This is a genomic window from Thalassobaculum sp., assembly GCF_040219215.1.
Taxonomy (GTDB): Bacteria; Pseudomonadota; Alphaproteobacteria; order Thalassobaculales; family Thalassobaculaceae; genus Thalassobaculum_A.
The window spans coordinates 1-26,106 of sequence record NZ_JAVJSX010000002.1 but is presented as its reverse complement, the minus strand read 5'-3'; the positions used below and the strand labels follow the sequence as shown (position 1 = coordinate 26,106).

23 protein-coding genes and 1 pseudogene are annotated in these 26,106 nt (G+C 61.8%); 11 read left to right on the top strand and 13 right to left on the bottom strand.

Going from position 1 to position 26,106, the window contains the following annotated elements:
• Positions 1-205 precede the first annotated feature (205 nt).
• The 9 genes from RIC54_RS01375 to RIC54_RS01335 form a co-directional block, all read right to left on the bottom strand.
• The gene (locus RIC54_RS01375; protein WP_350084665.1) at positions 206-1,207 is read right to left on the bottom strand and encodes a 5-oxoprolinase subunit C family protein; all 1,002 of its coding nucleotides are present in this window, start codon (positions 1,205-1,207) and stop codon (positions 206-208) included.
• The gene (gene pxpB / locus RIC54_RS01370) at positions 1,204-1,923 is read right to left on the bottom strand and encodes a 5-oxoprolinase subunit PxpB (protein ID WP_350084666.1); all 720 of its coding nucleotides are present in this window, start codon (positions 1,921-1,923) and stop codon (positions 1,204-1,206) included. The genes RIC54_RS01375 and pxpB overlap by 4 nt, the downstream gene beginning before the upstream one ends.
• A 72-nt stretch (positions 1,924-1,995) precedes the next feature.
• On the bottom strand, positions 1,996-2,916 hold the full coding sequence (locus RIC54_RS01365; RefSeq protein ID WP_350084667.1) for a polysaccharide deacetylase family protein: 921 nt from the start codon (positions 2,914-2,916) through the stop codon (positions 1,996-1,998).
• A 10-nt stretch (positions 2,917-2,926) separates the two neighbouring features.
• Positions 2,927-3,832 carry an NAD-dependent epimerase/dehydratase family protein gene (locus RIC54_RS01360; protein WP_350084668.1) on the bottom strand — a complete coding sequence of 302 codons (906 nt, stop codon included), beginning with the start codon at positions 3,830-3,832 and terminating at the stop codon, positions 2,927-2,929.
• Complete coding sequence (gene speB / locus RIC54_RS01355) at positions 3,829-4,794, bottom strand: agmatinase (RefSeq protein WP_350084669.1); 966 nt, start codon at positions 4,792-4,794, stop codon at positions 3,829-3,831. Before speB ends, RIC54_RS01360 begins: the two co-directional genes overlap by 4 nt.
• Positions 4,791-6,041 (bottom strand): M20/M25/M40 family metallo-hydrolase, encoded by a 1,251-nt coding sequence (locus tag RIC54_RS01350; RefSeq protein ID WP_350084670.1) that lies wholly within the window; start codon positions 6,039-6,041, stop codon positions 4,791-4,793. The genes speB and RIC54_RS01350 overlap by 4 nt, the downstream gene beginning before the upstream one ends.
• 97 nt (positions 6,042-6,138) lie before the next feature.
• Positions 6,139-6,957 (bottom strand): transporter substrate-binding domain-containing protein, encoded by an 819-nt coding sequence (locus RIC54_RS01345; RefSeq protein WP_350084671.1) that lies wholly within the window; start codon positions 6,955-6,957, stop codon positions 6,139-6,141.
• Between the two features lie 80 nt (positions 6,958-7,037).
• Entirely contained in the window at positions 7,038-7,745 is a 708-nt protein-coding gene (locus tag RIC54_RS01340; RefSeq protein WP_350084672.1) for an amino acid ABC transporter permease, read from the bottom strand.
• 62 nt (positions 7,746-7,807) lie between these two features.
• The gene (locus RIC54_RS01335) at positions 7,808-8,683 is read right to left on the bottom strand and encodes an amino acid ABC transporter ATP-binding protein (RefSeq protein WP_502989642.1); all 876 of its coding nucleotides are present in this window, start codon (positions 8,681-8,683) and stop codon (positions 7,808-7,810) included.
• A gap of 130 nt (positions 8,684-8,813) precedes the next feature.
• Between RIC54_RS01335 and RIC54_RS01330 the strand changes: the two genes are divergently transcribed.
• On the top strand, positions 8,814-9,752 hold the full coding sequence (locus tag RIC54_RS01330; RefSeq protein WP_350084673.1) for a GntR family transcriptional regulator: 939 nt from the start codon (positions 8,814-8,816) through the stop codon (positions 9,750-9,752).
• A gap of 17 nt (positions 9,753-9,769) precedes the next feature.
• On the opposite strand, the gene RIC54_RS01325 is transcribed toward RIC54_RS01330, so the two are convergent.
• Complete coding sequence (locus RIC54_RS01325; RefSeq protein ID WP_350084674.1) at positions 9,770-10,378, bottom strand: DUF1989 domain-containing protein; 609 nt, start codon at positions 10,376-10,378, stop codon at positions 9,770-9,772.
• A 655-nt stretch (positions 10,379-11,033) separates the two neighbouring features.
• Between RIC54_RS01325 and RIC54_RS01320 the strand changes: the two genes are divergently transcribed.
• The 10 genes and pseudogenes from RIC54_RS01320 to RIC54_RS01275 all read left to right on the top strand — a co-directional run.
• On the top strand, positions 11,034-12,617 hold the full coding sequence (locus tag RIC54_RS01320; protein ID WP_350084675.1) for an ABC transporter substrate-binding protein: 1,584 nt from the start codon (positions 11,034-11,036) through the stop codon (positions 12,615-12,617).
• Between the two features lie 58 nt (positions 12,618-12,675).
• Positions 12,676-13,617: an ABC transporter permease gene (locus RIC54_RS01315; RefSeq protein WP_350084676.1), complete on the top strand. Its 942-nt coding sequence runs from the start codon at positions 12,676-12,678 to the stop codon at positions 13,615-13,617.
• 18 nt (positions 13,618-13,635) lie between these two features.
• Positions 13,636-14,499: an ABC transporter permease gene (locus RIC54_RS01310; protein WP_350084677.1), complete on the top strand. Its 864-nt coding sequence runs from the start codon at positions 13,636-13,638 to the stop codon at positions 14,497-14,499.
• A gap of 10 nt (positions 14,500-14,509) precedes the next feature.
• Positions 14,510-15,538, top strand: coding sequence for an ABC transporter ATP-binding protein (locus tag RIC54_RS01305; RefSeq protein ID WP_350084678.1), 1,029 nt, complete (start codon positions 14,510-14,512; stop codon positions 15,536-15,538).
• Positions 15,531-16,517 (top strand): ABC transporter ATP-binding protein, encoded by a 987-nt coding sequence (locus RIC54_RS01300; protein WP_350084679.1) that lies wholly within the window; start codon positions 15,531-15,533, stop codon positions 16,515-16,517. The genes RIC54_RS01305 and RIC54_RS01300 overlap by 8 nt, the downstream gene beginning before the upstream one ends.
• Positions 16,518-16,539: 22 nt before the next feature.
• The gene (locus tag RIC54_RS01295; protein ID WP_350084680.1) at positions 16,540-17,970 is read left to right on the top strand and encodes an amidohydrolase family protein; all 1,431 of its coding nucleotides are present in this window, start codon (positions 16,540-16,542) and stop codon (positions 17,968-17,970) included.
• A 4-nt stretch (positions 17,971-17,974) separates the two neighbouring features.
• On the top strand, positions 17,975-18,994 hold the full coding sequence (locus RIC54_RS01290) for an N-carbamoyl-D-amino-acid hydrolase (protein ID WP_350084681.1): 1,020 nt from the start codon (positions 17,975-17,977) through the stop codon (positions 18,992-18,994).
• Between the two features lie 124 nt (positions 18,995-19,118).
• Positions 19,119-20,537 carry an amidohydrolase family protein gene (locus RIC54_RS01285; protein WP_350150438.1) on the top strand — a complete coding sequence of 473 codons (1,419 nt, stop codon included), beginning with the start codon at positions 19,119-19,121 and terminating at the stop codon, positions 20,535-20,537.
• Between the two features lie 45 nt (positions 20,538-20,582).
• Positions 20,583-21,518: a LysR family transcriptional regulator gene (locus RIC54_RS01280; protein ID WP_350084683.1), complete on the top strand. Its 936-nt coding sequence runs from the start codon at positions 20,583-20,585 to the stop codon at positions 21,516-21,518.
• Positions 21,496-21,859, top strand: a pseudogene (locus RIC54_RS01275) (DDE-type integrase/transposase/recombinase); the annotation flags it as partial. The gene RIC54_RS01280 and the pseudogene RIC54_RS01275, both read left to right, overlap by 23 nt.
• A gap of 317 nt (positions 21,860-22,176) precedes the next feature.
• Here RIC54_RS01275 and RIC54_RS01270 read toward each other — a convergent pair.
• The 3 genes from RIC54_RS01270 to RIC54_RS01260 form a co-directional block, all read right to left on the bottom strand.
• Positions 22,177-24,447, bottom strand: a complete 2,271-nt coding sequence (locus RIC54_RS01270; protein WP_350084684.1) for a competence protein CoiA family protein — start codon at positions 24,445-24,447, stop codon at positions 22,177-22,179.
• Positions 24,448-24,462: 15 nt separating this feature from the next.
• On the bottom strand, positions 24,463-25,107 hold the full coding sequence (locus RIC54_RS01265) for a DUF6904 family protein (RefSeq protein ID WP_350084685.1): 645 nt from the start codon (positions 25,105-25,107) through the stop codon (positions 24,463-24,465).
• Between the two features lie 232 nt (positions 25,108-25,339).
• Positions 25,340-26,044, bottom strand: coding sequence for a hypothetical protein (locus RIC54_RS01260; protein WP_350084686.1), 705 nt, complete (start codon positions 26,042-26,044; stop codon positions 25,340-25,342).
• Positions 26,045-26,106 lie beyond the last annotated feature (62 nt).

The window sequence follows — 26,106 nt, the reverse complement described above, 5'->3', positions numbered from 1 at the left end:
ATCGGGCCAATCCTCGTTGTAGGGGGCTCGGTTCCACCTATACCGAAGGGCCTTCAGGTTGTGATCCGGGGAACGATACCACCCGTGTGGCCTGTTGCCAGTTCCGCAGGCACTCAACGATCGACTACCTCAGCCCCGTCAAGTTCGCGATACGCGCCATGTTAGCCAAACCGCGTATCCACGGAACAGGCAGCAGGCCACATTTTTAATCCCAGACACCACCATCGATCAGGTTGAGTCCCAACAAACGTTCGCTGTTCAACGCTGGAGCCACAGGTCGAAGGACCAGTCGATCAAAGTACCCGGCGAGGCGCCGGAGACCATCAGCGCCCTGTTCTGCCGAGGTCGGCCGGAAGCGCACCGTTGCTCCAGGCGGGCGCTGAGCAAACCGGAACATGTCTGCGCGTGCGATCACCGCAATCTTCGGGTAGCCGCCGGTCGTCTGGCGGTCGGCGCCAAGGACAATCGGTTGACCATTCCCAGGCACCTGGATGCTTCCCAGCGCTATTCCGTCAGAGACAATGTTGTAGCCCTTCTCGGTGTGGGTGAGGGTCGGTCCCTCCAACCGAACGCCCATCCGGTCGGACCTGACACTGATCCGATAAAGCGTGGAAACCAGCATTTCACGCACGCCAGGCAGAAAATGCTCGCTCTGCGGGCCCTCGATGACACCGATATCGGCGCTGACCTCGCCGTGCACCAACGGCCCGCCGAGCTCCAATTGCGGGGATGTCCCCGGCCGTACCGGTATGAGACTGCCCTCCTGAAGAGGCTGGCCGTCGAGCCCACCCACACCGGATCGGCCGTGAAACGACACGCTACCGAAAATCGATGGCGCTTGGATGCCACCGCGCACTCCGAGGTAGGCGTATGCGGACGAGCGACCTGGACGGACAGCGACGCGGGAGCCCCGCTCGACCGTCAGGCTTCTGTTCGGCGCTACGGGGTGGCCATCGACCAGCCAAATTATGTCCGGGCCGACGGCACTTAGCGTTAGTGGATCCGAATCAGCCACCAATTCCATGCCCAGAACACCGATCTCCAGCGCGCCGGCACCGTCCGGGTTAGCCACCAGACGGTTGGCAATCCGCAATGACACTGGATCCATCGCCCCGGATTCCGACAGACCAAAGCGCTGGAAACCCGGACGCCCGAGATCCTGAATTGAGACCCATGGTCCGCCCTTGACGATCCGCAGCCTGTTCATGCCGACGCGCGGTCCGGCCCCGGGACGACCTCACCGCGCTGAAGCCGCCCGGAAAGGCTGTGCCAGTCGGCAGGGCTGATCGCCGTGAAGCGAATGATGTCGCCCGGCTGAAACAGGAAGACTTGGTCTCGCTTCGGATCGAACGACACGAACGGCGTGCGCCCGATCATGTGCCAGCCGCTTGGCAGCGGAACAGACGCAATTGCTGACTGAGCCCCGCCGATCGACACGCTGCCCGCTGGCGTCAGCATGCGCGGCTCGCTGCGCCGAGGGGTATGCAAGCCTTCGGGCAGCCCTCCCAGATAGGCAAAACCCGGTGCGAACCCTATCATGTATACATGATAGGTCGCAGAGACGTGGATCGCGACGACCGCCTCCTCGCTGAGGCCGTGACGGACGGCGATATCCGACAGATCCATCCCGAACTCGCCGCCATAGCCGACCGGAACCTGCCATCGGCGTCCATCGGAAGGCATTGCCCCGGCCGAATCCTCAGCCAGACAGCGCTGAATGGCGGCTGCAAGCGCTGACGAATCGATCTGAAGCGGATCAAAATGGACCATCAAGGATCGATAGGTCGGCACCATCTCGACAACACCCGGCAGCGCCGCGGCCGTGAGATTGCGATCCAGCGCCAGAACCTTGGCATTGGTCGACAGATCCACCGCCTCCCCAAACTGCACCGACACCGCGCAGTCGCCAACCGGCAATATCATGGGCCTTGTGCTATCAGTCATCAGCTACCGGACACCGCCGGTTCACCCGCTTGCTGGCCGGCTCATCGACATTCAACGCGTGGCATTGGCAGCTCTGACCTTACCGAGCTCCGGGATGGGGCCCGTGTAGTATGGCAATTGGTCCACCCGCGGTGTCCAGCTACCGTCGTCGATGACCCGCTGTACATGGGCTGTGATCTCATCCAACCGGGCGAACCAGACATTCCCCTTGCCGTTCATGTATTCGATCAGTTTGGTGATCATCACCGCTCGGGATAGTCGGCCGCTCAGGAACGGATGCCAGACTCCGATCCAAAGGCCACCGTACTCCCACATCGCATCGAACTCGGCGGCGTAGACTGCCATTGCCTGTTCCGGCGGCTTGATCGTGGCCCGGTAGTCAAGTTCGCGAGACGTCTGGAAATGCGGCCAGTCGTCCAGGCCGATGTGCGACGGCAGCTCGATGACCTGCCCTTTGTCGTTTCGCAGGATGTACGGCACATCATCGCCCATCAGCGACGCGTCGTAGAGGAAGCCTTCAGCGACCAGATGCGACAAGGTGTTGCGCGAGAACTGATAGGCTGGTGCCCGGAAGCCCTTCGGTCGCCCCCCGGTCATCCGTTCGAACACCTCGGTTGCACGCTGCATCCAGTACAGCTCGTCCTTGGCGTTGAAGCTGTTCGGCTCCTCGTGAAGGTAGCCGTGGTGCCCGATTTCATGACCACCATTGAGGATGACCTCGACCGCTCTCGGATAGCGTTCCATGCACCAAGCCGGCAGAAAGAAGGTCTGGCGCATGCCGAACCGCTTGTAGATCTCGACGATCCGCGGGATCGCGATTTCCGGCCCGTAGCGCAACATGGACATCGCCGCTATCCGGGTGTCCGCCGATGCGTGGTGGGCCAGATGCAGCAGACTGTCGGCATCCATGTCGAAGGTGAAGGCCACGGCGCAACGCGCGCCATTCGGCCAAGGAACCGGGTTGCTGATCACGTCGAGCCTCCTAGAGACCTGTTGATGCTGTCTGACGAACGAATGCGTCCCAATTGCCCGTCGGTTCCCAACCCAGCACGCTCCGTGCGCGCGCGTTCCCGAATGCAGCCGCGCGCGGATCGCGCACGAAAACGGTTGGGTCTTTCGGGGGAATCGGTCTGCCGAAGACCTTCTCCATGAAGGCCAGGGTCGGCGCCCGACTCATGGTGTCCGACGCTCCGACGTTGAACACATCGTACGCGCCTACACCGCGCTCAAGCGCGAGTCGGAAGCAGCGCGCGGCATCGTCCGGGCGGACATAGGCGCGGTGCGGCGGCGGTGGGCGATGGCCGGCGGGGAGAGGCCCGCCGCCATCGGCCTCGCGAGCCCTTGCGTCGAAGTCGGCGACCCGGTCCGGGAAGATGATCCACGCGGGCCGCAGGCAAACCACCGACATCCGACCCCGTCGGGCAAACGACTTCGACACGGTCTCACAGACCTGCTTGCTCAGGTCGTAAGCGACGTCAGGGCGCAGCGGATGCTCCTCGTCGAACGGCAGGTAATCCGGCACGCGGCGCGGTTCCACCGCTTCAAGCCCATAAGCGGCAATGCTTGCGCAGACCACGGCCTTGCGCACACCGGCGGCTTCCGCAGCGGCCAGCACGTTCCAGGTGCCTTGGACATTGGTCTCGAAGTAGTCGTGCTCGGATGCCTTCACGCCGGAGTCGATGCCCGCGAGATGAACAACCGCATCGTGGCCCTGGAACGCCTCTGACATTGCCGGCAGATCGAGCACGTCAGCCACCACGCTCCGGACGGGCCGGTCGGTGGGCGCCTTGTCGATCACGGTGACGTCGTAGGCATCCTGGAACTCATCCACGACGAACCGCCCGAACCGTCCGCTCCCGCCAGTGATCGCAACCTTTGGACCGCTCATCCCTTCGACACTGCCTCCCGCCCGACCGCCAGCAAACCAAGGAGTTCGAGCGCGACCGTAGCTCCCAGCAGGGCTGTAATCTGTCCTGGGCCGTCATAGAGCGGGTTCGCCTCGACCACATCGCAACCGACGATGTTCATCGGCTTCATCGCACGCAGCAGCGCCAGGGCCTCCCGCGAGGTAGGGCCGCCGGCCTCGGGCGTCTGCACACCAGGCGCGTTCGACGGGTCCACGAAGTCCAGGTCGAACGTGATGTAGACGGGACGATCGCCCACCCGCTCCGCGATCCGCTGCGCCGTTTCGGCCGGCCCCATCGCGAGCGTCTCGTCGGTCGTCAGAACCTCGAAACCGAGTTCCACCGACTGGCTGACATCGTCGGCGCGAAACAGCGAGCCGCGCATGCCGATCTGGATAGACGAGGACGGATCCAACCCCTTCTCCTCGGCGGCTCGGCGGAACGGTGTACCGGCCGAATACTGCTTACCGGCGAAGTAGCTGCGCCAAGTGTCCGAGTGAGCGTCGAAATGCACCAGGGAGACCGGGCCGTGGCGTTTGGCCACCGCGCGGATCGCCGGCAGGGAGACGGAATGGTCGCCGCCGAGCGAGATCGGAACGACCCCCTGATCAACCAGGCTGGACAGCGAGGCCTCCAAGCGTTGGAGGGATTCCTCAAGATAGCCGGGCACCACACTGGCGTCTCCGGCGTCGGCAATTCGCAGGCGCTCGAAGACGTTGATGTGGTCGCGATACGGATTGATCGGCCGCAGCATCACCGACATTGCCCGGATCGCTCCAGGGCCGAAACGTGCACCCGTCCGATAGGGTGCGCCGGAGTCCGACGGCAGTCCGATGATGGCGGCGTCGAGACTGTCGCCGGCCTGTGCCTGCGGCAGGCGCATGAACGTCGGCAGGCCGCAGAACCTTGGCGTGTCGAGCGCATCGACCGGAAGAAAGCCGGTCATTTCTCGGCCATCAGGAAATCGAGAGCCGAAAGGGTATGGGTCTTGAGAACGTGGAATACTTCCTCGATGTCGACGTATTCGTCAGCCATCGCGACGTTGAACGGGGTGACGCCGTACACGAAGGCGGGAACTCCCTTGCCGCGCCACAGCCGCGCGTCGGTCCCGGGCAGGCTGACAATGGCCGGGGGCGTGAATCCGGCGAGTTCCTGGACATTGCGCTGGATCAGCTTGCACATCTCATGGTTCGGATCCGACCAAAGCGGTTCCTGCCGGCCGATCACCTCCATCTCCGCTTCCGGAAACCGATCGACGATACTCTGGGCCCGGGCGATCACCGCATCCGGCGACAAGCCCACGGGCACGCGGATGTCGGCCGTTACGACGCAGACACCAGGCAACATGTTCTGCTTAACCCCGCCGTTCACGGTGCCGATGTTCAGCGAGACCTTCTGCAGGACCTTGGACGCGCCCGGGGACGCGACCTTATCAATCACGTCTTCGACTCCCTCCAATGCGCGTGCGATGTGCGCGGGGGTCTGCACGTCCATGTTCCGCAATTCGTCGAGTGCCAGGATCAGCCGGGCGGCGATCTCATTGGCGTTCTGACTCTTGTGCGGATAGGCACCGTGCGCCCCGGGCGTGCGAACGGTGAACTTCAGCCAGAGCGGTCCCTTCTCGGCAGATCGCACCGAATGAATGCCGGTCGGCTCGGTCGAAAGGCAGATGTCGCCGTGAATCTCGGGATTGTGTTCGATCAGGTATCGGGCGCCGTCAGGGCCGAACGTCTCCTCGTCGGAAACCGCGGTCATCGTGACCCGACCGCGCAAATGATCGCGCAAGCGATGCAGGTACATGAAGGCGAAGATCACCGAGGCCGTGCCCGACTTCATGTCGTTGACGCCGCGGCCGTACATCTTGCCGTCCACGATCGCCCCGCCCCACGGATCCTGTGTCCAGGTGCCACCGTCGCCGACCGGGAAGACGTCGATGTGTCCGTTGAACACGACGTGGCGGCCGGGGTTGGCACCGTCGAAGGTGCCGACGAAGTTCGGCATCACCTTGTTCGGGGCAATGATGCGATAGGGCAGTTGCCGTTCGGTCAGGAAGTCCTCGATGACCTTGGCCGCCTCCAATGTATCACCCGGAGGGTTCGGGCTCTTGGCTCGGACGAAGTTGCCGAGAAAGTCGAGAAACACCTCGCGGTCTTCGTCGATCCAAGACAGCACCCGCTTGCGCAAGTCATCCATAACCCGGCCTCATCCAGACAGTGGGGGAGTGCCACGCTTCCTGGAGGAAGCGTGGCGTATCGACATTGCCGGCGCCGTCCGCGCCGGACTCGTTCGCTCAGTTGAGCTGACTGCGGATCGGCTCGGCCGGAGCCGGGCTGTAACCGATCAGAGCTTTCGTGAGCTTCGCGTAGGTGCCGTCTGCAACCATTTCCGCCAGGGCCTTGTTCAGCGCCTTGACGAGTTCGGCCCGGTCCTTCTTCGCGGCCCAGCCCTTCTGGATGCGGCTTAGATAACCATCGACGGTGCGAAGCGGCATCTTGGTGTGTTCAGCCGCCCAAGCCGCCGCGATCGAGTCGGTCACCATTCCGTCGATTTTCTTGTCGGCCAGATCGCGCATCGCGTCGCTCTCGGCCTGATAGTACTTGGTCTCGCCGGGCTCCAGCCCCTTGGCCAGCACCGCCCAGGTCGAGCTCACGAGGACACCCATCGTCTTGCCCTTGAACTGGTCGAACGACGTGATGTCGGAGTCCTTGTGAACCACCAGGCGGCCGCCGGACTCGATCCAGCCATCGACGAACAGGACGCGCGCCTGACGCTCTTTCGTGATGTCCATGGTGTCGCACAGGATGTCGTACTGGTCGGCCATCAGACCGACGAGAAGCGAGTCCCACTTGGTGATGACGTATTCCAACTTGAGGCCGGTGCGGTTGGCCATCTCGCGGAAGACCTCGTTGGTCAGCCCGTACCACTTGCCGTCAGAGGTCTGCATCGAGAACGGCGCGAACGCCCCGGTGAACGCGCACTTCAGCGTTCCCGGCTCAAGCAGCTTGTAATCCTGCGCTTGAGCGGCGGTCGCCTGCACACCCAATGCGACAATCGAGAGTGCAGCGATTCTGCGTAGTGATCCCCAGATCTTCATTTTCGCCTCCTTCATTTTGGCCTCCCTTGTTTGGTCTGAACGACCGTCAGAGACACTCGGCGAGATCGGTCAGGCCGCCACTGCGATTAAGTCGGCTAGTACGCGATGGCGTGTCTCCGTTCCGCCCACCGCATTCCCACCATCAGAACAGTGGTCATCGCCAAGTAAATCATCGATACCAGAATATAAAACTCGAAAGGCTGGAATGTTGAATTCACGATTATCTGCGTTTGAAGCATCAATTCCATAATAGTGATCGTTGAGAGCAGCGATGTGTTTTTGAGAGTAGTCGCCGCATCATTGGTCATTGGCGGTATTATGACGCGCACCACCTGTGGAAGAATGATTCTGCGCATCGTCTGCCAGTAGGTCATACCGAGCGCCACGGACGACTCCCGCTGCCCTTTCGGAATGCTCAGGAGACCGCCACGGATGATCTCGGCGACATAGGCTCCACCATTGACGCCAAGCGCGATTACGCCGGCCGAGAATGGATCCAGCCGAATTCCCAATTGTGGAAGTCCGAAATAAACCAAGAAGATCTGGGTCAGCAGCGGTGTGCCGCGAATGAACCAGAGATAAAACTCCGCCGGATACTGGAATATCTTGTACCCGGAGGTTTTCGCCAGAGCACAAATCAGTCCGCAGGCCCACGACAAAAGAATCGACAGAATTGTGACCTGAACCACGATCCAGGCGGCCGGACCGAAGAGCGGCAAGTAGGCTTCGATCTGGTTCCACCAGCCGTCAATGGCCCCGTACATGCCGGAATATGTGGCGACCCCGGATGTCTCTGCGCTCATCAAGATTTCCTTTTCGGCACGGTCTGGCTTTCAGATCAGGGTCGATCCCTGTCGGTCTGCTTCTACTCGGCGATTTCCACATGCAGAACTCGATCGAGAAACCGCTTGGTTCGCTCGCTCTTCGGGTTTGACAGGACCTCACGTGACGGTCCCTGCTCTTCGATCAAACCACCGTCGATGAAGATGGTGCGATCACTGACCTGGCGCGCAAACTGGATTTCGTGAGTCACTACCATCATTGTCATTCCGCCGCGCGCCAGGCGAGCCATCAGCTCCAACACTTCGCCGACAAGTTCAGGATCCAACGAGGACGTGGCCTCATCGAACAGCATGAGCTTGGGCCGCATCGCGAGCGCGCGGACAATGGCGACGCGCTGTTGCTGGCCGCCGGACAAGCGAACCGGATGCTCGTTCCGTTTCTCCAGAAGCCCGATGCTCTCCAGCAATTCCTGGGCATGCGCCGTCGCTTCTGTCCGGCTCAACCCTTTCACGGTCATCGGCGCTTCGATGACGTTTTCCAGAACCGTCTTGTGCGGCCACAGATTGAACTGCTGGAACACCATGCCGATCTCGGAGCGCATGTCCGACAACGCTCGGCCGGAGGAGAACAGACCTCCCCTCGCCTGCTCGTAGGGAACCGGCTTACCGTCGAACACCATCGACCCGCCGCTCGGAACCTCCAGCAGGTTGACACAGCGCAGCAGCGTGCTCTTGCCCGAACCGCTGACGCCGACGATGGCGATCACCTCGCCTTCGTGAACGTCGAGCGAGACGCCTTTCAGGACCTCCAGATCCCCGAAGCTTTTGCGCAGATCGCGCAGCTGCAGGATCGGTTTCCCGGGCTTTGTGGAATGTTCTCTGTCGGCCATGCGGCCTCCCCGTGCGTCGTCCGCATCAATGCTCAACGACACGCCATCGCCTGGCGGGTGGTTCAGCACACCCCCCGTTTCCAGCAGAACGCTGCGGGTTGGCACCTGCGCTACACGATTGTATGTTAATGGCCGGTTTATACAATGCAAGTGCTATTGCCGAACCCGATACCGTTCTTTATGACCCTGGAACTCAGGCATGACGGTTGATCTCAGCATGGCTATTCGCCGCGGGGCTGTACCCTCCGACCAGCTTGCCGGTACGCGCGAGCAACGTCGCGCGTGGCTCGCCAAACGGATCTGCGAGGAACTTGTTCATCTCGACCTGTCGGCCGGTGACCATGTCACCGAGATGACGTTGGCCGACACACTGGGCGTCTCACGATCGCCGGTTCGAGCGGCGCTGCACCTGCTGGCCGAGCACGGCGTGCTGGAACACCGTCGCAACCAAGGCTACTTCCTGACACGGGACGCGCGGACGCTGGACGGGCTGCCACTGCAGACCGGTTCGACGCCGGACAACGCACTGTACCTGTCAATCATCGACGACCGGCTGTCCGAGCGCCTGCCCGACCGCTTCATGCAGATCGATCTGGTGCGCCGGTACGAAGTGCCGGAAAGCCGGGTCGTCTCGGTACTCTCAAGGCTTCGCGAGGAAGGCTTGGTCCGCCGGAATCCCGGGCGCGGATGGACGTTCGAGCCTGCGATCAACAGCAAACAAGCCCTGACGCAAAGCTACGCCTTCAGATTGGTCGTCGAGCCAGCGGCATTAGCCCAACCGACGCTGTCGATCGACCGAGCGGCACTTGCCCGATCACGGGACAAGCATCTGGAGCTATTGAAAAGCGCGAACCGCGACGACCTCGTACAAGCGCTGGTGTTCGAGGTCGACGCGAGCTTCCACGAGATGCTGGCGGCGTTTCCCGAGAACCCGTTCTTTCTCGAGGCCATCCGCAATCAGAACCGACTGCGGCGGATGCTGGAGTATCTGGAGTACACCGACCGTCAGCGCATTGGCCTGTGGTGTACCGAGCATCTGGGCATCATCGACGCGTTGGAGCGTGGTCATATCCGCAAGGCAAGAAACCTGCTGCGGGCCCACCTTGAACGAGCCAGCACCAGCATCTTCAACAAGTAACGACGCCCTGGCACCCGTCAAACCACGGCGTACTGGATCTCCCGAGGCGTGCAATCATCGCCGTTGATCGGTGTCACGTCCTGCGGACAGGCCGACAGCACCATGACGACATCCATGTCGGCACGAAGCCGAACCAGATCGCCCGGCTTGGACACCGGTGCGGCGCGAATAACTTCATTCTCGGAGCCGACAGCCACGTTCATGAACAGATTGAGCGGCGCCGGCGTGCACCCAAGCCGAAGCCCGATGGCGGCCAACGCTTCGTGGAAGTTACCCTCGCAACTGCGGTGACCTTCTTCACATCCGAGTTCGCGGTAGATCTCAGGGCTGCAGGCGCACAGCAGCGTGTCGTGAACACCCGGCGAGGTATCGTCAGACAGTGTCAGGATCGGCGCGCGGCGGTTCGATACCAGCGTGTCACCAACCCGGGGCACCACTCGGCTGAGCCGGGACCGGCTGTGCTCCATCGACATGAACTCATCCGGGTTCTGCCGATTGAGCGCCCAGGTATCGATGGCTTGATTGCCGTGGGTGTTGACCACCACAAGCTCTTGCCCCCGATTCAGCGGTATCGCCACGCCGTGCCGCGCTTCCAGGGTTTGCAGGCGTTCGGAGAACACAGGCATCGCGTCAGCTCCTCAGGGTCAGAACAGCGGAAGTCAGGCAGTTTTCGAACTCTCGGTCAACGCCAGCCAGCCATCGTCAACGAACACGCTGCGGACGAAGGGATCGACCGCTACCACTGCGGATGACCGTGTCTCGAGGTCGCCCGCGATCTTGCCTCGTGCCTCCCCCGAGCTTTTTCTCTCAAGTTCGACAATCCCGTAGAAGTGGTGCCCAGACGTTCGGGTCGCCGTGCGACGTCAGTATGGCAAACGACCTCCAATCGTGCGCTGGACGCCCGTGCACACCTGGTCTCCGTCGTTCTGCATGCACAATCAATAACTGAAAATCCTTATTTTCTTCAAAGTGTTACCAAGCGGGCTAACTCCGGCGCAGCGCTCTTTCGGCATCTTCTGTCAGTGAATCCCGATTGCCTGCGCAAGATTTATGATGTTAGCGTTAATGCACCTTATAGCTATCTCACTTAGCGTATACGTATGAATTAATGTTCAACTCCGGGGCCTCGCCCTTGGAGACGGGCTGAGCACGCCAGCGGGCTGAGAGAGGTGGCGGAGATGAGATTGGCGGCATGCGCGGGGACGTCGCTCGGTCTGATGCCGGGGTCCAGTGCGTTTGCCGGTCAGCGGGTCACGCGAACCGACAACGAGGAGGGGTGAGATGAAAATCAAACGTACCGCGATAGCGGCATTATTGGGGATCAGCGGCGCGCTGAGCGGCTTTCAGTGTTTGGACGCCGCAGCGGAAACCGTCATCCGCTCGGTCCCAATCGGCAACCTCAAGGTCGTGGACCCGATCTGGACCACCGCCTACATCACGCGAAACCACGCCTACATGGTGTGGGATACCTTGTTCGCAACGGACGCGAACAACACGATCCAACCCCAGATGGTCGACACTTGGTCGACCAGCGAAGACGGGCTGGTCTGGACATTCACCCTTCGTGACGGGCTGCTTTGGCACGATGAGACGCCGGTAACAGCGGAAGATTGCGTCGCTTCCCTCAAGCGATGGAGCAAGAAAGACGGCATGGGCCGCTCGCTTGCCGGATTCACCAAGGACATAGAGACGGTTGACGGCAAGACCTTCAAGCTGACGCTAACCCAGCCGATCGGCTTTGTTCTGGACGCGCTCGGCAAGATCGACAGCAACGTCCCCTTCATGATGCCCAAGCGTCTGGCGGAGACCGACCCGAACGAGCAGATCAAGGAAGTGATCGGGTCCGGCCCCTTCAGGTTCGTTGCCGAAGAGTGGGTGCCCGGCAGCAAGGTGGTCTACCGCAAGTTCGAGAAGTACGTTCCGCGCTCCGAGCCCGCGAGCCTCGCTGCTGGCGGCAAGGTCGTTCATGTCGACGAAGTTCAGTCGATCTACATGCCGGATGCCGGTGTCGCCATGGCGGCAATGGCCAGCGGCCAGATCGATCTGATGGAGTCCCCGCCAACCGACCTCCTCCCGCTCCTCGAGCAGAACCCGGATGTCACGGTCGCCGCCAACGACCCGCTCGGCTACCAGTTGTTCATGGTGATCAATCACCAACAGCCGCCGTTCGACAATGTGAACGCGCGGCAAGCCCTGCTGTGGGGCAACAAGCAGTCCGACTACATGGCGACGATCGTCGGTGATCCGAAGCGCTGGAACGAGTGCCCTGCCGTCTACGGGTGCGGGACCGGCAGCGAGAGTAGCGCCGGCAGCGATGCGCTGATGGGCTTCGACACCGCGAAGAGCAAGGATCTGCTGAAGAAGGCCGGCTATGACGGACGGCCGATCACCATGCTTGATCCGGCCGACAACTCCACCCTCCATCCCGCCGCACTGGTCGGGGCCCAATCACTGCGCAGGATGGGACTCGAAGTGAAAGTCGAAGCGATGGACTGGTCGACCTTGACCCAGCGCCGGGCTTCCAAGGAGCCGGTCGACAAGGGTGGCTGGAACATCTTCATCACCAACGCCACGGTTGCCGGAATCGCCAACCCGCTGATCCACACGTTCTCGAAGAACTGCGATCAGGCGTGGTACGGCTGGCCGTGCGAGCCGAAGATCGTCGAGTTGAGCCGGGAGTGGGCGCTCGAAGCCGACCCGAAGAAGGCCCGCGCATTGGTGGATCAGATCCAAACCCTGCACATGCAGAACGTCACCTACATCCCGCTCGGCCAGTACCGTCCGGCGATCGCCTATCGCAAGGAGATCTCCGGCGTCATCCAGAGCCCCTCGCTGTTCTACTGGAACCTGAAGAAGTCGAACTGACGTCGACGCGCGCGGCGGCCGCAAAGCGTGGCCGCCGCCGTCAACGGGGGGATGCTCCATGGTCGAATACATTCTGCGCCGACTGCTAGCGACGATCCCGGTTCTCGCCGTTGTGGCAATCGTGGTCTTCTCAATCCTGCATCTGACGCCGGGCGATCCGGCGGCCATGATCGCAGGCGATCAGGGCACGGAAGAGCAGATCCAGCAGATCCGGCAGAAGCTGGGGTTCGATCGCCCGATCCACGAGCAGTTCTATGTGTGGCTCGTCAATGTCTCCCAAGGCAATCTCGGCGTCTCGATCTTCTCCAACAAGCCCGTGACGGAACTCCTCGCCCAGCGGATCGAGCCGACCATCGCCCTGACCGTGACCACGACAATCGTCACCGTCTTTCTGGCGCTTCCCCTGGGAGTCCTGGCCGCATGGCACGCTGGATCACTGATTGACCGCTCGGTCATGTCTTTTGCCGTGCTCGGATTCGCCTTTCCCGTATTCGTGATCGGCTACATTTTGATTTATGTGTTTGCCCTTAAATTATCGATACTGCCCGTCCAAGGATATGTAAGCATATCCGAGGGATTTTGGCCTTTTCTTCAACACTTGATATTACCAAGCTTCGCTCTTGGCATGAGCTTCACGGCACTGATCGCACGGATTACCCGCGCCAGTGTTTTGGAAGTTCTTTCGCAGGATCACATCCGGACGGCGAAGGCGAAGGGAGTTCCCACCGCGCCATTGCTGTGCAGCCACGCGCTAAAGAATGCGGCGGTTCCGATCGTCACGATCATCGGCGTGGGTATCGCCCTGCTGTTGAGCGGCGTGGTCGTGACGGAGAGCGTCTTCGCGATCCCGGGCGTCGGACGGCTGGTTGTGGATGCGATCCTGAGCCGCGACTACCCGGTCATCCAGGGCGTCCTGATCGTCTTCGCGCTTGTCTACGTCCTCATCAACCTCGTCATCGACGTCAGCTACGTCTTCCTCGACCCCCGCATTCGGTACTGAGGCCGGGAGAAACAGACAATGAGCAGCGCCACGTATCGGGACATCGTCGCTGGGAACGCCGGATACTTCGTGCGGTCGAACCCAACGCTCTGCTTCGGTGGGGTCATCCTTCTGCTCGTGATCGCGTCGGCGGTGTTTGCCGAGGCACTCGTGGGTGTCGACCCGCTTGAAATCAATCCCCTGAACAGAATGAAGCCGCCGTCGGCCGAACACTGGTTCGGAACGGACATGTTTGGGCGGGACATCCTCAGCCGAACGCTGCATGGCGGTCGGATCTCGCTCCTCGTCGGCCTGGTGGTTTCGGCATGCGCGACGGCGAGCGGCCTGACCCTGGGTCTGCTCGCAGGCTACAACAGGATTGCGGACGCACTGGTAATGCGGGTGATGGATGGCCTGATGTCGATTCCCGCTATCCTGCTGGCAATTGCGCTGACCGCCGTAACCAATGCAAGCACCGGGACGGTGATCTTCGCCATCACCGTCGTGGAGTTGCCGCGCGTCGTCCGTCTGGTACGCAGCGTGGTCCTATCGGTGCGCGAACAGGCATACGTGGAAGCGGCGGTAATCGCGGGCACGCGCCCTCTGAAGATTGTGGTTAAGCACATACTGCCCAACACGATCGCCCCTCTCACGGTGCAGGCCACCTACATCTGCGCGGCCGCAATCCTGATCGAGTCCCTGCTGTCGTTCCTGGGCGCGGGCACCCCGCCCGAAATCCCGAGTTGGGGAAACATCATGGCCGAGAGTCGCATCTACTTTCAGTTGGCACCCTGGATGATCCTGATCCCCGGCGTGTTCCTGGCGGTCACCGTCTTGGCCGTCAACCTGATGGGCGACGGCTTGCGCGACTTGCTGGACCCCAGGCTTTCCGGAACGCGGTGAAACCATGTCAATGAGCGCCCCCGATCGAAGCGACGCCCTGACCCACGTGCTGGACGTCAGCGGTCTCAAGACACACTTCCGGACGCGGACCGGACTCGTCCGCGCCGTTGACAACGTCTCCCTGCAGCTGAAAGCGGGAGAGACGCTGGGCGTGGTCGGCGAGTCCGGTTGCGGAAAGAGCATGACCGCCTTGTCGATCCTGGGCCTGGTGCCACGGCCCCCGGGCCGGATCGATGGCAGCATCCGCCTGAACGGCCGCGAACTCGTGGGCCTTTCCGAGACGGAGTATCGGGCGCTCCGCGGCAATCAGATCTCGATGATCTTCCAGGAGCCGATGACCAGTCTGAATCCTGTCATGAAAATTGGCCGACAGGTGGCCGAACCGCTGATCTTCCATCGCGGCATGTCCGAGAGGGAGGCAACGAACACAGTAGTCGCCCTATTGGACCGGGTCCGGATACCGGACGCCCGACGCCGCATGGACGAGTACCCGCACCAGCTATCGGGCGGAATGCGGCAGCGCGTGATGATCGCCATGGCCCTGGCCTGCCGACCCAAGGTCCTGATCGCCGACGAACCGACAACCGCACTCGACGTAACCATCCAGGCCCAGATCCTTCAACTCATGAAGGAGATCCGGCGTGAAACGGGAACTGCCATCATGCTGATCACCCATGACCTGGGTGTGGTTGCGCAATCCGTCGAGCGCGTCGTCGTGATGTATGCCGGACGCAAGGTCGAGGAGGCTCCCGTCAAGGCCCTGTTCCGGCGGCCGCGCCATCCCTACACAGCCGGCCTGCTTGGATCAGTTCCGAAGATCGAGCGTACCGGCCCGGACGCTGCCAGGACGCGTCTCACCGAAATCCCAGGGATCGTTCCTGCGCTTGATCAGGTTCGTCCCGGTTGCTCGTTCGCACCCCGTTGCCCCCTTGCATCCAAGCAGTGCCACGAGGAAGAGCCGGATCTCGAACTGAAGGCCGACGGGCATATCTCCGCGTGTTGGCACGCCGACAGGGCGATGGAGGCCTGGCATGCCTGATCACACCGACACCCTGCAGCCACCGCTCCTGGAAGTTCAGGGTCTCAAGAAGGACTTCCCGGTGAAGCGGGGCCTGTTCGGCGGGCCGCGAAAATATGTCCACGCCGTCGACGACCTCAGCTTCACGCTTTCGCCCGGCGAAACCATCGGTGTCGTCGGGGAATCGGGGTGCGGCAAATCCACGGCAGCGCGCATGATTGTTCGGCTCGTCGAACCGACCGCTGGTCGGGTGCTTCTGAACGGAGTCGACATCACGGCCCTGCCGCCAGCGAAGATGCGCGAGTTCCGGCGCTCCATCCAGTTCATCTTTCAGGACCCGTACTCGTCCTTGAACCCCCGCCTTCGCGCCGGAGACATCGTAAGCGAACCGCTCGTCAACTTCGGGATCGCCCGGGGCTCCGAACTGACCGAGCGCGTTGAATGGCTGTTCGATCGCGTCGGGCTGCGCCGCGAGCTTATCGACCGGCTGCCGCACGAGTTCTCAGGCGGTCAACGTCAGCGCCTCGGAATTGCTCGTGCGCTCGCCGTGAACCCCAAGGTCATCGTCGCGGACGAGGCCGTGTCGGCCCTGGACGTGTCGGTTCAGGCGCAGGTCATCAACCTGTTGCGCGATCTGCAGGACGAATTCGGCATTGCCTACATATTCATCGCCCATGACTTGGCGGTGGTGCAGCACATCAGCCACCGGGTCGCGGTGATGTATCTCGGGCAGATGGTTGAGTTCGGAGCCCGCGACGCCGTCTTTCGCAGTCCGCAGCACCCGTACACCGAAGCATTGATGAACTCGGTCCCCATCCCGGACCCGGAGGTCACCACCACCGACGTGGTGCTGTCGGGCGAGGTACCGAGCCCCATGAACCCGCCGCCCGGTTGCCGTTTCCACACGCGTTGCCCTCTGGCGATCGACAAATGCCGGTCGGTCCAGCCGCCGATCAAGGAGGTCGCGCCGGGCCACCGGGTCGCCTGCCATCTTCGATAGTCCCCGTACGGAGTATCCCGTCATGCCAACGACACTGATCAGGAATGCCGAATGGCTCGTGGCCTGGACCGGCACCGAGCACGTTTATCTACGGAATGCCGACATCGCTTTTCGTAACGACCAAATCGTATTCGTCGGCAAGAACTACGACGGGCCGTCGGACACGGTCGTCGATGGCGCCAATCGCATGATCATGCCCGGGTTGGTCAACGTTCATTCGCATCCCTCGCATGAGCCCGCCTACCGCGGCATCCGCGAAGAGCACGGCGTATCAAACATGTACATGTCGGGGCTCTACGAGCGCTCCGGCGCCTTCGACACGTCCTCCCTGGCGCTCAGACATTCCAGCCTGGAGGTGGCGCTTTGCGAGCTCTTGAAGTCCGGAGTGACGTCGCTCTGCGACATCTCACCGGAGTTCGACGGGTGGACCGACATCTTCCACAAGGCCGGCATGCGCGGGTTCCTGGCCCCCGGATTCGCCTCGGCCCGCTGGAAGCTCGAGAACGACCACGATCTTGGATTCGACTGGAGCGCCGACAACGGCAAGGCACGGATGGACCGCGCCCTGGCTTTCATCGACTCCCTCAAGAACGATCCGACCGGACTCCTCTCCGGCGTGGTCTCGCCGATGCAGATCGAGAACTGCACCGACGACCTTCTGCGCGATAGCTTCGAGGCGGCCAAGGAGCGTGGCATTCCGTTCACCCTGCATATCTCGCAGGGCGTCCTGGAGGTTCACGAAATGATCCGGCGGCATGGCCGCACCCCAATCCAGCACGCCGCCGATATCGGAATCATGGGACCGCACAGCGTCTTCGGGCACGCGATCTTCATTGACCGCCATTCCTGGATCAACTGGTGGACCAAGGAAGATCTGCGGCTTCTGGCGGACAGCGGCTGCTCGGTCGCGCACTGCCCGACGCCGTTCGCCCGCTATGGCCAACTCCTGGAGAGCTTCGGCGAGTATGTGCGCGCCGGCGTCAACATGGCCTTCGGCACGGATACGACACCGCACAACATGCTGGAGGAGATTCGCAAGGCGGGCACGTTCTCCCGGATTGCCTCGCATGACGTTCACGACGTCTCCACCGGCATGCTGTTCCACGCGGCGACCGTCGGCGGTGCGAGGGCCCTGATGCGGGACGACATCGGCCGCCTGGCAGAGAACTGCAAGGCCGACATCGTGGCTGTCGATCTCGAGCAACCCGAGATGATGCCGGCCCGCGACCCTCTGCGGTCGCTCATCTTCCATGCCGCTGACCGGGCGGTGTGCGATGTCTGGATCGGTGGCCGGAAGGTGCTTGAGAGTGGAGAGGTGCTCAACCTCGATCCAACGGCAGCCGGCCGAACCCTGACCGCCGAGCAGGTGACGATGATGGAGTCCACGCCGAAGCGCGACTACCGCAAGCGCACGACGGATGAACTGGCCCCACTCAGCCTTCGGATCGGATGACCCGGTGCCGCCTCGTGCGGCTCCGCAAGAAAAGCCAAGGGAGAATCAATTGACTCGAATACTGACAGCCGCGGCCGCGCAGCTTGGCCCCATAGGGCGCAACGAGACGCGTGCATCAGCGGTGAAGCGCATGATCCAGATGATGAGGCGCGGCAAGGAACGCGGCGTGCGCTACATGGTGTTTCCTGAACTCGCCCTGACCACCTTCTTTCCCCGCTGGTACATGGAGGACTGGAAGGAGGTCGAGCGGTTCTTCGAACGCCAGATGCCGTCTGCAGACGTCCTTCCCCTGTTTGAAGCGGCCCGTGAGTACGGCATTGGTTTCTATCTCGGCTATGCCGAACTGACCGATGACGGCCAGCACTTCAACACCTCTATCTTGGTCAACGACAAGGGCCGGATCGTTGGCAAGTACCGGAAAGTGCATCTTCCGGGCCACTCCGAGCACGAGCCCCAACGCCCGTGGCAGCATCTTGAGAAACGGTACTTCCAGCCGGGCGATCTCGGGTTTCCCGTATGGCGCAGCATGGGCGCCATTCACGGCATGGCGATCTGCAACGATCGGCGCTGGCCGGAAGTCTTCCGGGAAATGAGCCTTCAGGGCGTAGAGGTCGTTAGCCTTGGGTACAACACGCCGGACGAGAACACCTCGGCGAGCGAGCCGAAACACCTCCGCAACTTCCACAACGACCTGGTGCTGCAGGCAGCCGCGTACCAGAACTCCTGCTACGTCATCGCCACGGCAAAGGCCGGGATCGAAGAGGGTGTAGGATTGATCGGCGGTTCCCTGATCGCGCAGCCGTCAGGGGAGATCGTTGCCAAGGCGCAGACCCTGGGAGACGAGATGGTGGTCGCCGACCTCAATCTCGATGCCACACGGATGGGCAAGGAAACCATCTTCAACTTCGCGCGCCACCGAAGGATTGAGCACTATTCGCGCATCACCGGCCAGACCGGTGTTGTCCTTCCGCCCGAGGGCGAAGTTCAAGGCGATCCAGTGCCTTCGCGACACGCCCCCGCATAGCGCCGGAACCGGCCTGCCAGTGCCACGAGTGCCCGGTTGGCGGCAGTGGCAGGCCGATCTCCAACGTCCAACCGGTATGCCGCCCTCGCGTGACGCGGCGGGCAAAAGCTGAGAGGAATTCGAGATGCGGACCGTCATTCACAACACGCACGTCGTCACCGTCGATGATGCGGATTCCGTCCACTACGATTGTGCCATCGCGATCGAAGGCTCCAGGATCGCGGCGATCGGGCCGAACGAAGAGATCCTCGCCCGGTTTCCGGACGCCGAGCGTGTCGACGGGTCAGGCAAGGCGGTCCTGCCGGGGTTCGCCAACAGCCACACCCACTTCACCATGACGCTGGCACGCGGGATCTTCGAAGACCTGTCGCCTCCACACCACCCACCGTTCTCGGGCGGGTTGTCTCCGATCCCGATGCCACCGCTGTCGATCGACGGGCGACAGGTCATGGCGCAACTCGGCGCTCTCGAGGCAATACGAAGCGGCACGACACTGGCGCTCGAGGACACCCACGATGTCGCAGACTATGCGGAGTCGATGGTTGACACCGGCATGCGGTTTCTGTTCGGCGAGCGCGCTCATGACCGGACCGGGACGTCAATCGGTGATCCGGCGCCGTTCCGGCGCGACGAGAGCCTCGGCAAACGGTGTCTGAAGACCATCGAGCGGACGTTCCGCGACTGGAACGGCGCTGCCGACGGCCGCATCCGGATCGCCATCTCCGCCTGGGCCCCGGATATGTGCTCGCCGGAGCTCATTGGCGAGCTGCGTGATCTGCAGGAACGCCTTGACGCCTATGCCACCATTCACCTCAACCAGATCTGGGGCGAGGTTGCAGCCGTCCAGGCGCATCGCGGCCGGCTTCCGACCGAGTACCTGGCCGATCTCGGTTACCTGAACGAGCGTGTCATCTGTGCCCATTGCCGGTGCATGGATCCGCGCGAGGAGGAGATCCTCGGCCGTACCGGCGCGGTCGTCGCCTTCAACTCCGCGATTGCTGCCCGCCGCGGGCTCAGCCCGCGGATCGCCGATCTCGAAGCCCATGGCTGCACGATCACCATGGGATCGGACAACATGGCCGAGGACATGGTGGAGGTGATGCGGACCGGGCTGTTCATGGAGCGGGTGCGCCGCCAGGACGGCTGCAGCCCGACACCGGAGCAGGCGTTGAGATGGGCCACCAGGAACGGCTATCAGGCCCTCGGGGTTCCGGATGGCGGCTGGCTTGCTGCCGGTAATCTTGCCGACATCATGGTCATCGATCTTCGTCGTGCGCACATGGTGCCGGTCATGCGTGTGGTGTCTGATTTCGTCCATCAGGGCCAAGCGCGGGACGTGGTTTCCGTCATGGTGGATGGTCGATGGACCATGCGGGACGGCAAAGTGTTGTCCATGGATGAGGACGGCCTGCTCTCACGCGCCCAGGAAGTTGCGGAACGAGCCTGGGCACTGCAGTTCCGGGACCGACCCGACCTGACGCCACCTCCCGGCTTCTCGCCCAAAGGTATCGCGCAATGCCCGCGCTCTGGGGAGGTGCTATAAGCGCGGGATCCTATCGCGATGGCGATAGCATCCGATGGAGCGCAGATGAGCCTCAGCCTTCGCCAAATGGAAGTGTTCCGGGCAGTCATGATCTCCAGCTCACATGCCGCCGCTGCGCGAATGCTGAAAGTATCCCAACCATCGATCAGCCGGATGCTCAGCACGGCTGAAGAACGTCTCGGGATACAGTTGTTCGAGCGGGTCGGTCGCAGGCTGAAGCCGACGCCCGAGGCAGAGCGGCTGATCATCGCAATCGATGACGTCTACAAGCAGGTCCAGCGCGCCAATGACATAGCACGCGACCTGCTGCTGCAGCGCTCTGGCGGCTTGCGGGTGGTGGCTAGTGCCAGCGTCGGGCATTACGTCATACCGAACACGATAAAGGCACTGCACGACCGCATCCCGGACATTCAGCTCGAGATCGAGGTCCAGACAGCCAGCGAACTCGTAAAGAATGTTGCGAACGGGCATGCCGAAGTGGGTGTGGTCAACCTGAACGCCGATCACCCCGGCCTCGAAGGAACCAGGATCTACGATGCCAGGCTGATGTGCATCTTTCCGGTCGATCACCCGTTGGCCCGCAAGGCTACCATTCGCATAGAGGATGCGGTCGAGCATCACATGATCACCTACGAACCGGACACTCCCTACGGCATGCTCGTCGAGGGGTTTCTGTCGCAGGCCAGAACGCCTCTGATATCGAACATCCGGGTCCGTACGTCGCAGATGGCGTGTTCGCTGGTCGAAGCCGGAGCGGGGATCGCCTTCGCCGACGAGCTTGCCGTGCATGGCAGCGTGTCCAGCACGGTTACAGCCCGACCCGTCGAGCCGTATCAGTCGGTTCCTGTTAGCTACCTGTCGGTCCGCGGTCAGCCGATATCAACCACCGCCAAGCTGTTCATTGAGCTTCTTGGGGTGGAACTGAAATCCATTGCTGCGGCCTTGTCGGACGAGGGCGCTGTCACACGAACCAACGGCTGACGCCTGGCGCCGTCGGCAAGCTCGTACGACGAAGCCGGTCTCATATGCTCGCCTTCACTATTCGCCGTCGATCGTTCAGCACGCCGTCTGGCTGTATTTGCGATTCGGCGTAAGCCTGCGCGACGTCGAGTGATGTGCTGGCGGACCGCGACCTTGATGTCAGCTACGAGACAGTCCAACGCTGGGTCGGTCCGGCGGGCTCTCAGCGGCTCCGCACCACGCGGCACCGGCGCTGCTACACATGACATCTGGACGAGGCCTTCATCTGGGTCGGCGGCCGAAAGATGTACCTGTGGCGAGCGGTCGACGCCGAGGGCGAGGTGTTGGACGTTCTGGTTCAGCACCAGTTCGGATTACGCCCCAGGGACCCGGGAACATTCATCCGCTTCCTATATGCTTCCTGGAATGCAAAAACGGCTTAGCCTGGATTGGCTAAGCCGTTGATATTTTTGGTTGCGGGGGCCCGCAACCAACGATTCTTGCGGCTGATGGAGAGCGAAGTTCCGCGGGTTGCGGCGTAGGTCAGTGCGCACTCGTAGCACCGCGCCGAGGATCTACCGAGAACGGGGTCCGCGCTGCCAGCTAACGACAATGACCCCCTATCGCTAGTTGGCGGGTAGCGGCTGGCAACGTAAGGCGCTGCCGCCGTCGCGGAGCGCTACCGCCGGTTGCGACGAAGAAGCGGCTCCAAGGTGGCAAGGACCCACTCGACCCCGACCTCGGTGGTTGCGACGTCCTTTGGTCTCAAGCCTAGCTGCGGGACGGTACGCTGAAGCGCCATGGCCGAATTGTTCTCTCCGCGATAGTGTCGCGCCGTTCGGACAACCAGCCGTTCGAACAAGGCATCCGGTTGTGGGTCCGGCACACTGTCTGCTTGCAAGGCCTCTAGCGCGGCGTAGAGACTGACCACCCCGCGGAGCACCGATTGCTCTGGCGGGAGATGAGCCAGCCGCGGATTTGGCCGAGAGAGCCAATACTCGGCAAGCTTGGTGATGGCAAAGGCTCGTGCGGCGGCCTTGCGCAGGCGCTCCCGGTCAGCTGCCAGCGATGACTGCCAAGCTGCCTGTGCCTTCCTTTCCAAGTGTTGAGCGTATGCCGAGCGAATTTCGGACAGCTCCGACGTGAACGCCGACTCCTCCAAATCTAGAAATCCATCCAGCGGCCTTTGCCAGCCTAGATCCTCAAGAAGCTGCGCGAGATTAGGCTCGTTGGTGCCGTGAAACGCCGATAGCAGTCGACGCCGGTTCCGATAGCGCCGAAGAGCAACTTGCGCGTCTGCCTCAAGCTCGGTGACGGCATTGTCGAACCTTTCGTCGCTCTCCTGCTCAATCAGCTGGATCGGCGTGCGCCCAAGCTTCGGGTGGACAACGCTAGACCATTGCGGCTCCCCTGGTTCACGCATGACGCCCCAGACGCGATCAATCTTGAGAACACGCTGCTTCCGCGCCCAAAGGCGGCGACAGCGCTCTTGCGCATGCTCGATCGGCAAGCCCAAGAGGTCGACTTCAGGCGATCCGTCGATGAGGAGCATTTCACCGACCCGGCGCAGCATAGAGGCGATGGATCTCCATGCATCCTCATCCAGCTGGCGCATCGCTTGATGGAGCGACAGGCTTCGGCCGTACACGTCAAACCGCGGCTGGCAGAACCAGGTTTTCTTGTCGAAATCGACGGGTAGAACCTGAGCTATGGCTTCCTTGTAAGCGTCGAATTCCGCCTGCCGACGCCGAGCGCGACCTTTGCGGAACGCTTCCGCGGCAGCGACCTGAGCGCGATGCTCGGTAAGGCGTCGTTGGGTGGTCGCATGCCAGGCCTTGACTGTGACAGGCTCTTGGCTGGGAACGGGTTTGAGGCGCCAGCCGGCGAGACGTTCCGCGCGCTCGACCAACTCGGCCGTCGGAAAACGAATTGGGATCCGCTCGCTCACGGGTGCCTTCATGAGCGTGGTGGCGGCCATCGGGATCTCCGGGTGCGCAAGACCGCAGTGCGGGCACATCAGCAGCAGCCACCTCGGGCGTTCGCCTCGGCGTGGCCCATAAAATCCGCACACCAGCTCAGCGTCACGATAGTCGGGTGGTCGCCAGCGCACCGCTGAGTGTCCGTCGCGTTTAGCCAAGAGCGTCGGCACCCATGAAGGACGATGATTAAGGAAGTCGGATGCGACCACCTTTGGCCCCCAATCGGCTCGAAGCCGCGAGAGGTCGATCACCGCGCCGAACGTGCCCGTGTACAGCTGCCCGCATCCTGCACAGGCGACTGCTGCGACCACCAGGAAGCCTCGGGCTTCCTTCAGCTGATCCGCCGTCATGTGAACCAGCTTGCTATCGAGCAGGTCCTCGAGGGCGCGGCGCGCTTCAGCCAGCTTCCCAGCGTCGCTCTTTTCCTTCAGCCAAACGACAGGATCCGCGTGCACCTCGTCGGGCAGCTCCGTGACGTTGATCCGTTTGCCAAAGAGCCAGACGGTCGTCACGCTGGCTGCCCGGCGCCGACGGGTCCTCTCCATGGTCTCGATCGCGATCTGGGGCGACAGCTGAATTTCTACGGCATGGGTACGCGTCGTCGTCGAATCGCGGAACAACACATCGGCAACGAACCCCTCGCCTCGGCGCTCGAGCCAAGCCTCGAGCCCACGCGCACGTACTGTCTGCAGCACGCACGCCTTTAGGGCGCTGTGAAGCGGCGTTTCTTGCGCGGCGGACGGGCACTTCCTAACATCTGACTTCCGCGGCGGATGCCGGAAGAAGCGCACGGTGGCACGATGACGACCGTACCCGTAGTGCCTCGACACCGGGACCGCCTTGGACTCGCAACGGCAATGAAGTTTTAAGCCACCGGCTTTGGCGAGCTTGCAGATCTCAGCCCATTTTTCGCGCGTGTCGACGCTCTCAGCATCGATAGCTTCCCCCTCGCTCGTCACTGCCAGGAACATCGGAGCCTCAGCGGGTTACCAACGCGGATCCGGGCACTCGTACTGGTCCCATCGATCAACTTCGGTGGGATCGACGAGATTGCGGACGCCACGCTCGACGTGGAAGCGGTATGCCGATTCGTATGTATGATCGAGGCTGGCCAGCAGCTGCGCTAACAGTCGCTTGCGTTCGGACCTCTTCCACGAAGCGCAAATCGCGATACGGCTGCGGAGCTTTTCGAATACCCGGGGGTCGCCAGGATCAATCCGCCGCCACTTCTCAATGATGCCGTCCGCGCGATCGCCGAAATCATCACGCAGACCGTGCTCCAGCACGTGCTCCAAGGCGTAGGTCATTGCCTGGTGCAGCGGCTGGCTGTTGAAATACGCCATCGACGTCCGCAAGATGCGTTGTTGCACGATGATCGCCGGCCAGAGAATCTTCGCGCCGAATCGAATGCCTATCTCTTCGTACCCCTGAGGCGCTGAGATGATCTCGCGTTGTTGCTCAAACGCCCTTCGAATTTCGTAGGCAAGGTCCATCAGCGGACCGTCGTCGCTGCGAACCAGGGGAGACGCGGAACCCACCTCGTGAACCGCCTCGTGAAAGCAGCGAAGCGTTGTATAGTCGCCAATCAGCAGGATACCTGCGTGCCCACGTAATAGCCTGTACTCGAGCATTATCGGCTAGGTCCAGATCTGGTTGCGCAGTCTTAGACTCAATTCTACCGAGCGAAGGGCGCTCTCCCTAGCACCTTCGCTGCCGCGGTGTTCCGGAAGGCGTCAGCCGTGTCGATGCAGCGGTGTCCGAAGGTCTGTTCACCAATCCTCAATTGCTCGGACAACCGCGAACCTCCCCGCGGAGAGGACTACCCATCACCGCCAATCGCGGGCGTCCAACAACGCTTCCTGCTCAGTCGTGACCACAAAGAAAACAGATAGGGTCGTGTGAATCGAATTCCGCCCGCGTTTTGGCACCGCAGTTCTCACAACCTTTGCCGACCATTTTAACCACTAGTTTTTCTTCGCACATGGCGCATACCGCTGTATTAGCACTCGTTCGATATGCGGTAGCGTGACCGTCGACATCCCACTTCGTTGCTCTGTTGTAGAGGCAAACAGGACAGTACCCTTTTAGTTTTGCCTTAGACACACCAAGAATTTTCTTGAATGCGGTGCTCTTTAACAAATCGATTGTGTAAGGCAGCTCCAACATTACATTGCTTTCCACCGACGAGTACCGCTGATCATGGAAAAATCGCCGAGCGCTGTTACCATCAAAGCGAACTCGTCGACACAGCCAACGGCCATCCGGCCATAGCGATATATATTGCTGACTGAGAATCTCGATCAGCTGGCGGGGCGTGAGAGCCGCTTTATGTGAACCGAGATGAGTAATTTGGTTTCGCAGCCGCCGCATATTGCTGTAGTGCGCGATGTATGCCTCTGGAAGAGCGAACTGCGTTAATGCACGCACGGCACTTGGCAGATCGACAGCGTCTAATGTTCTGAGCTCAGAGAAGTCGATGTCTTGTTGCTTAGGCTCAGGACCCATAAACGGGATTCCCATGTGGTCGGGAATGTGATTCAAACTTCCTAAATGTGGGGAGTTTGCCATGATCAACCACCATTTCTGGCTTTCGGACGCTCAGTTCTCCCGACTTCAACCGCTTCTGCCGA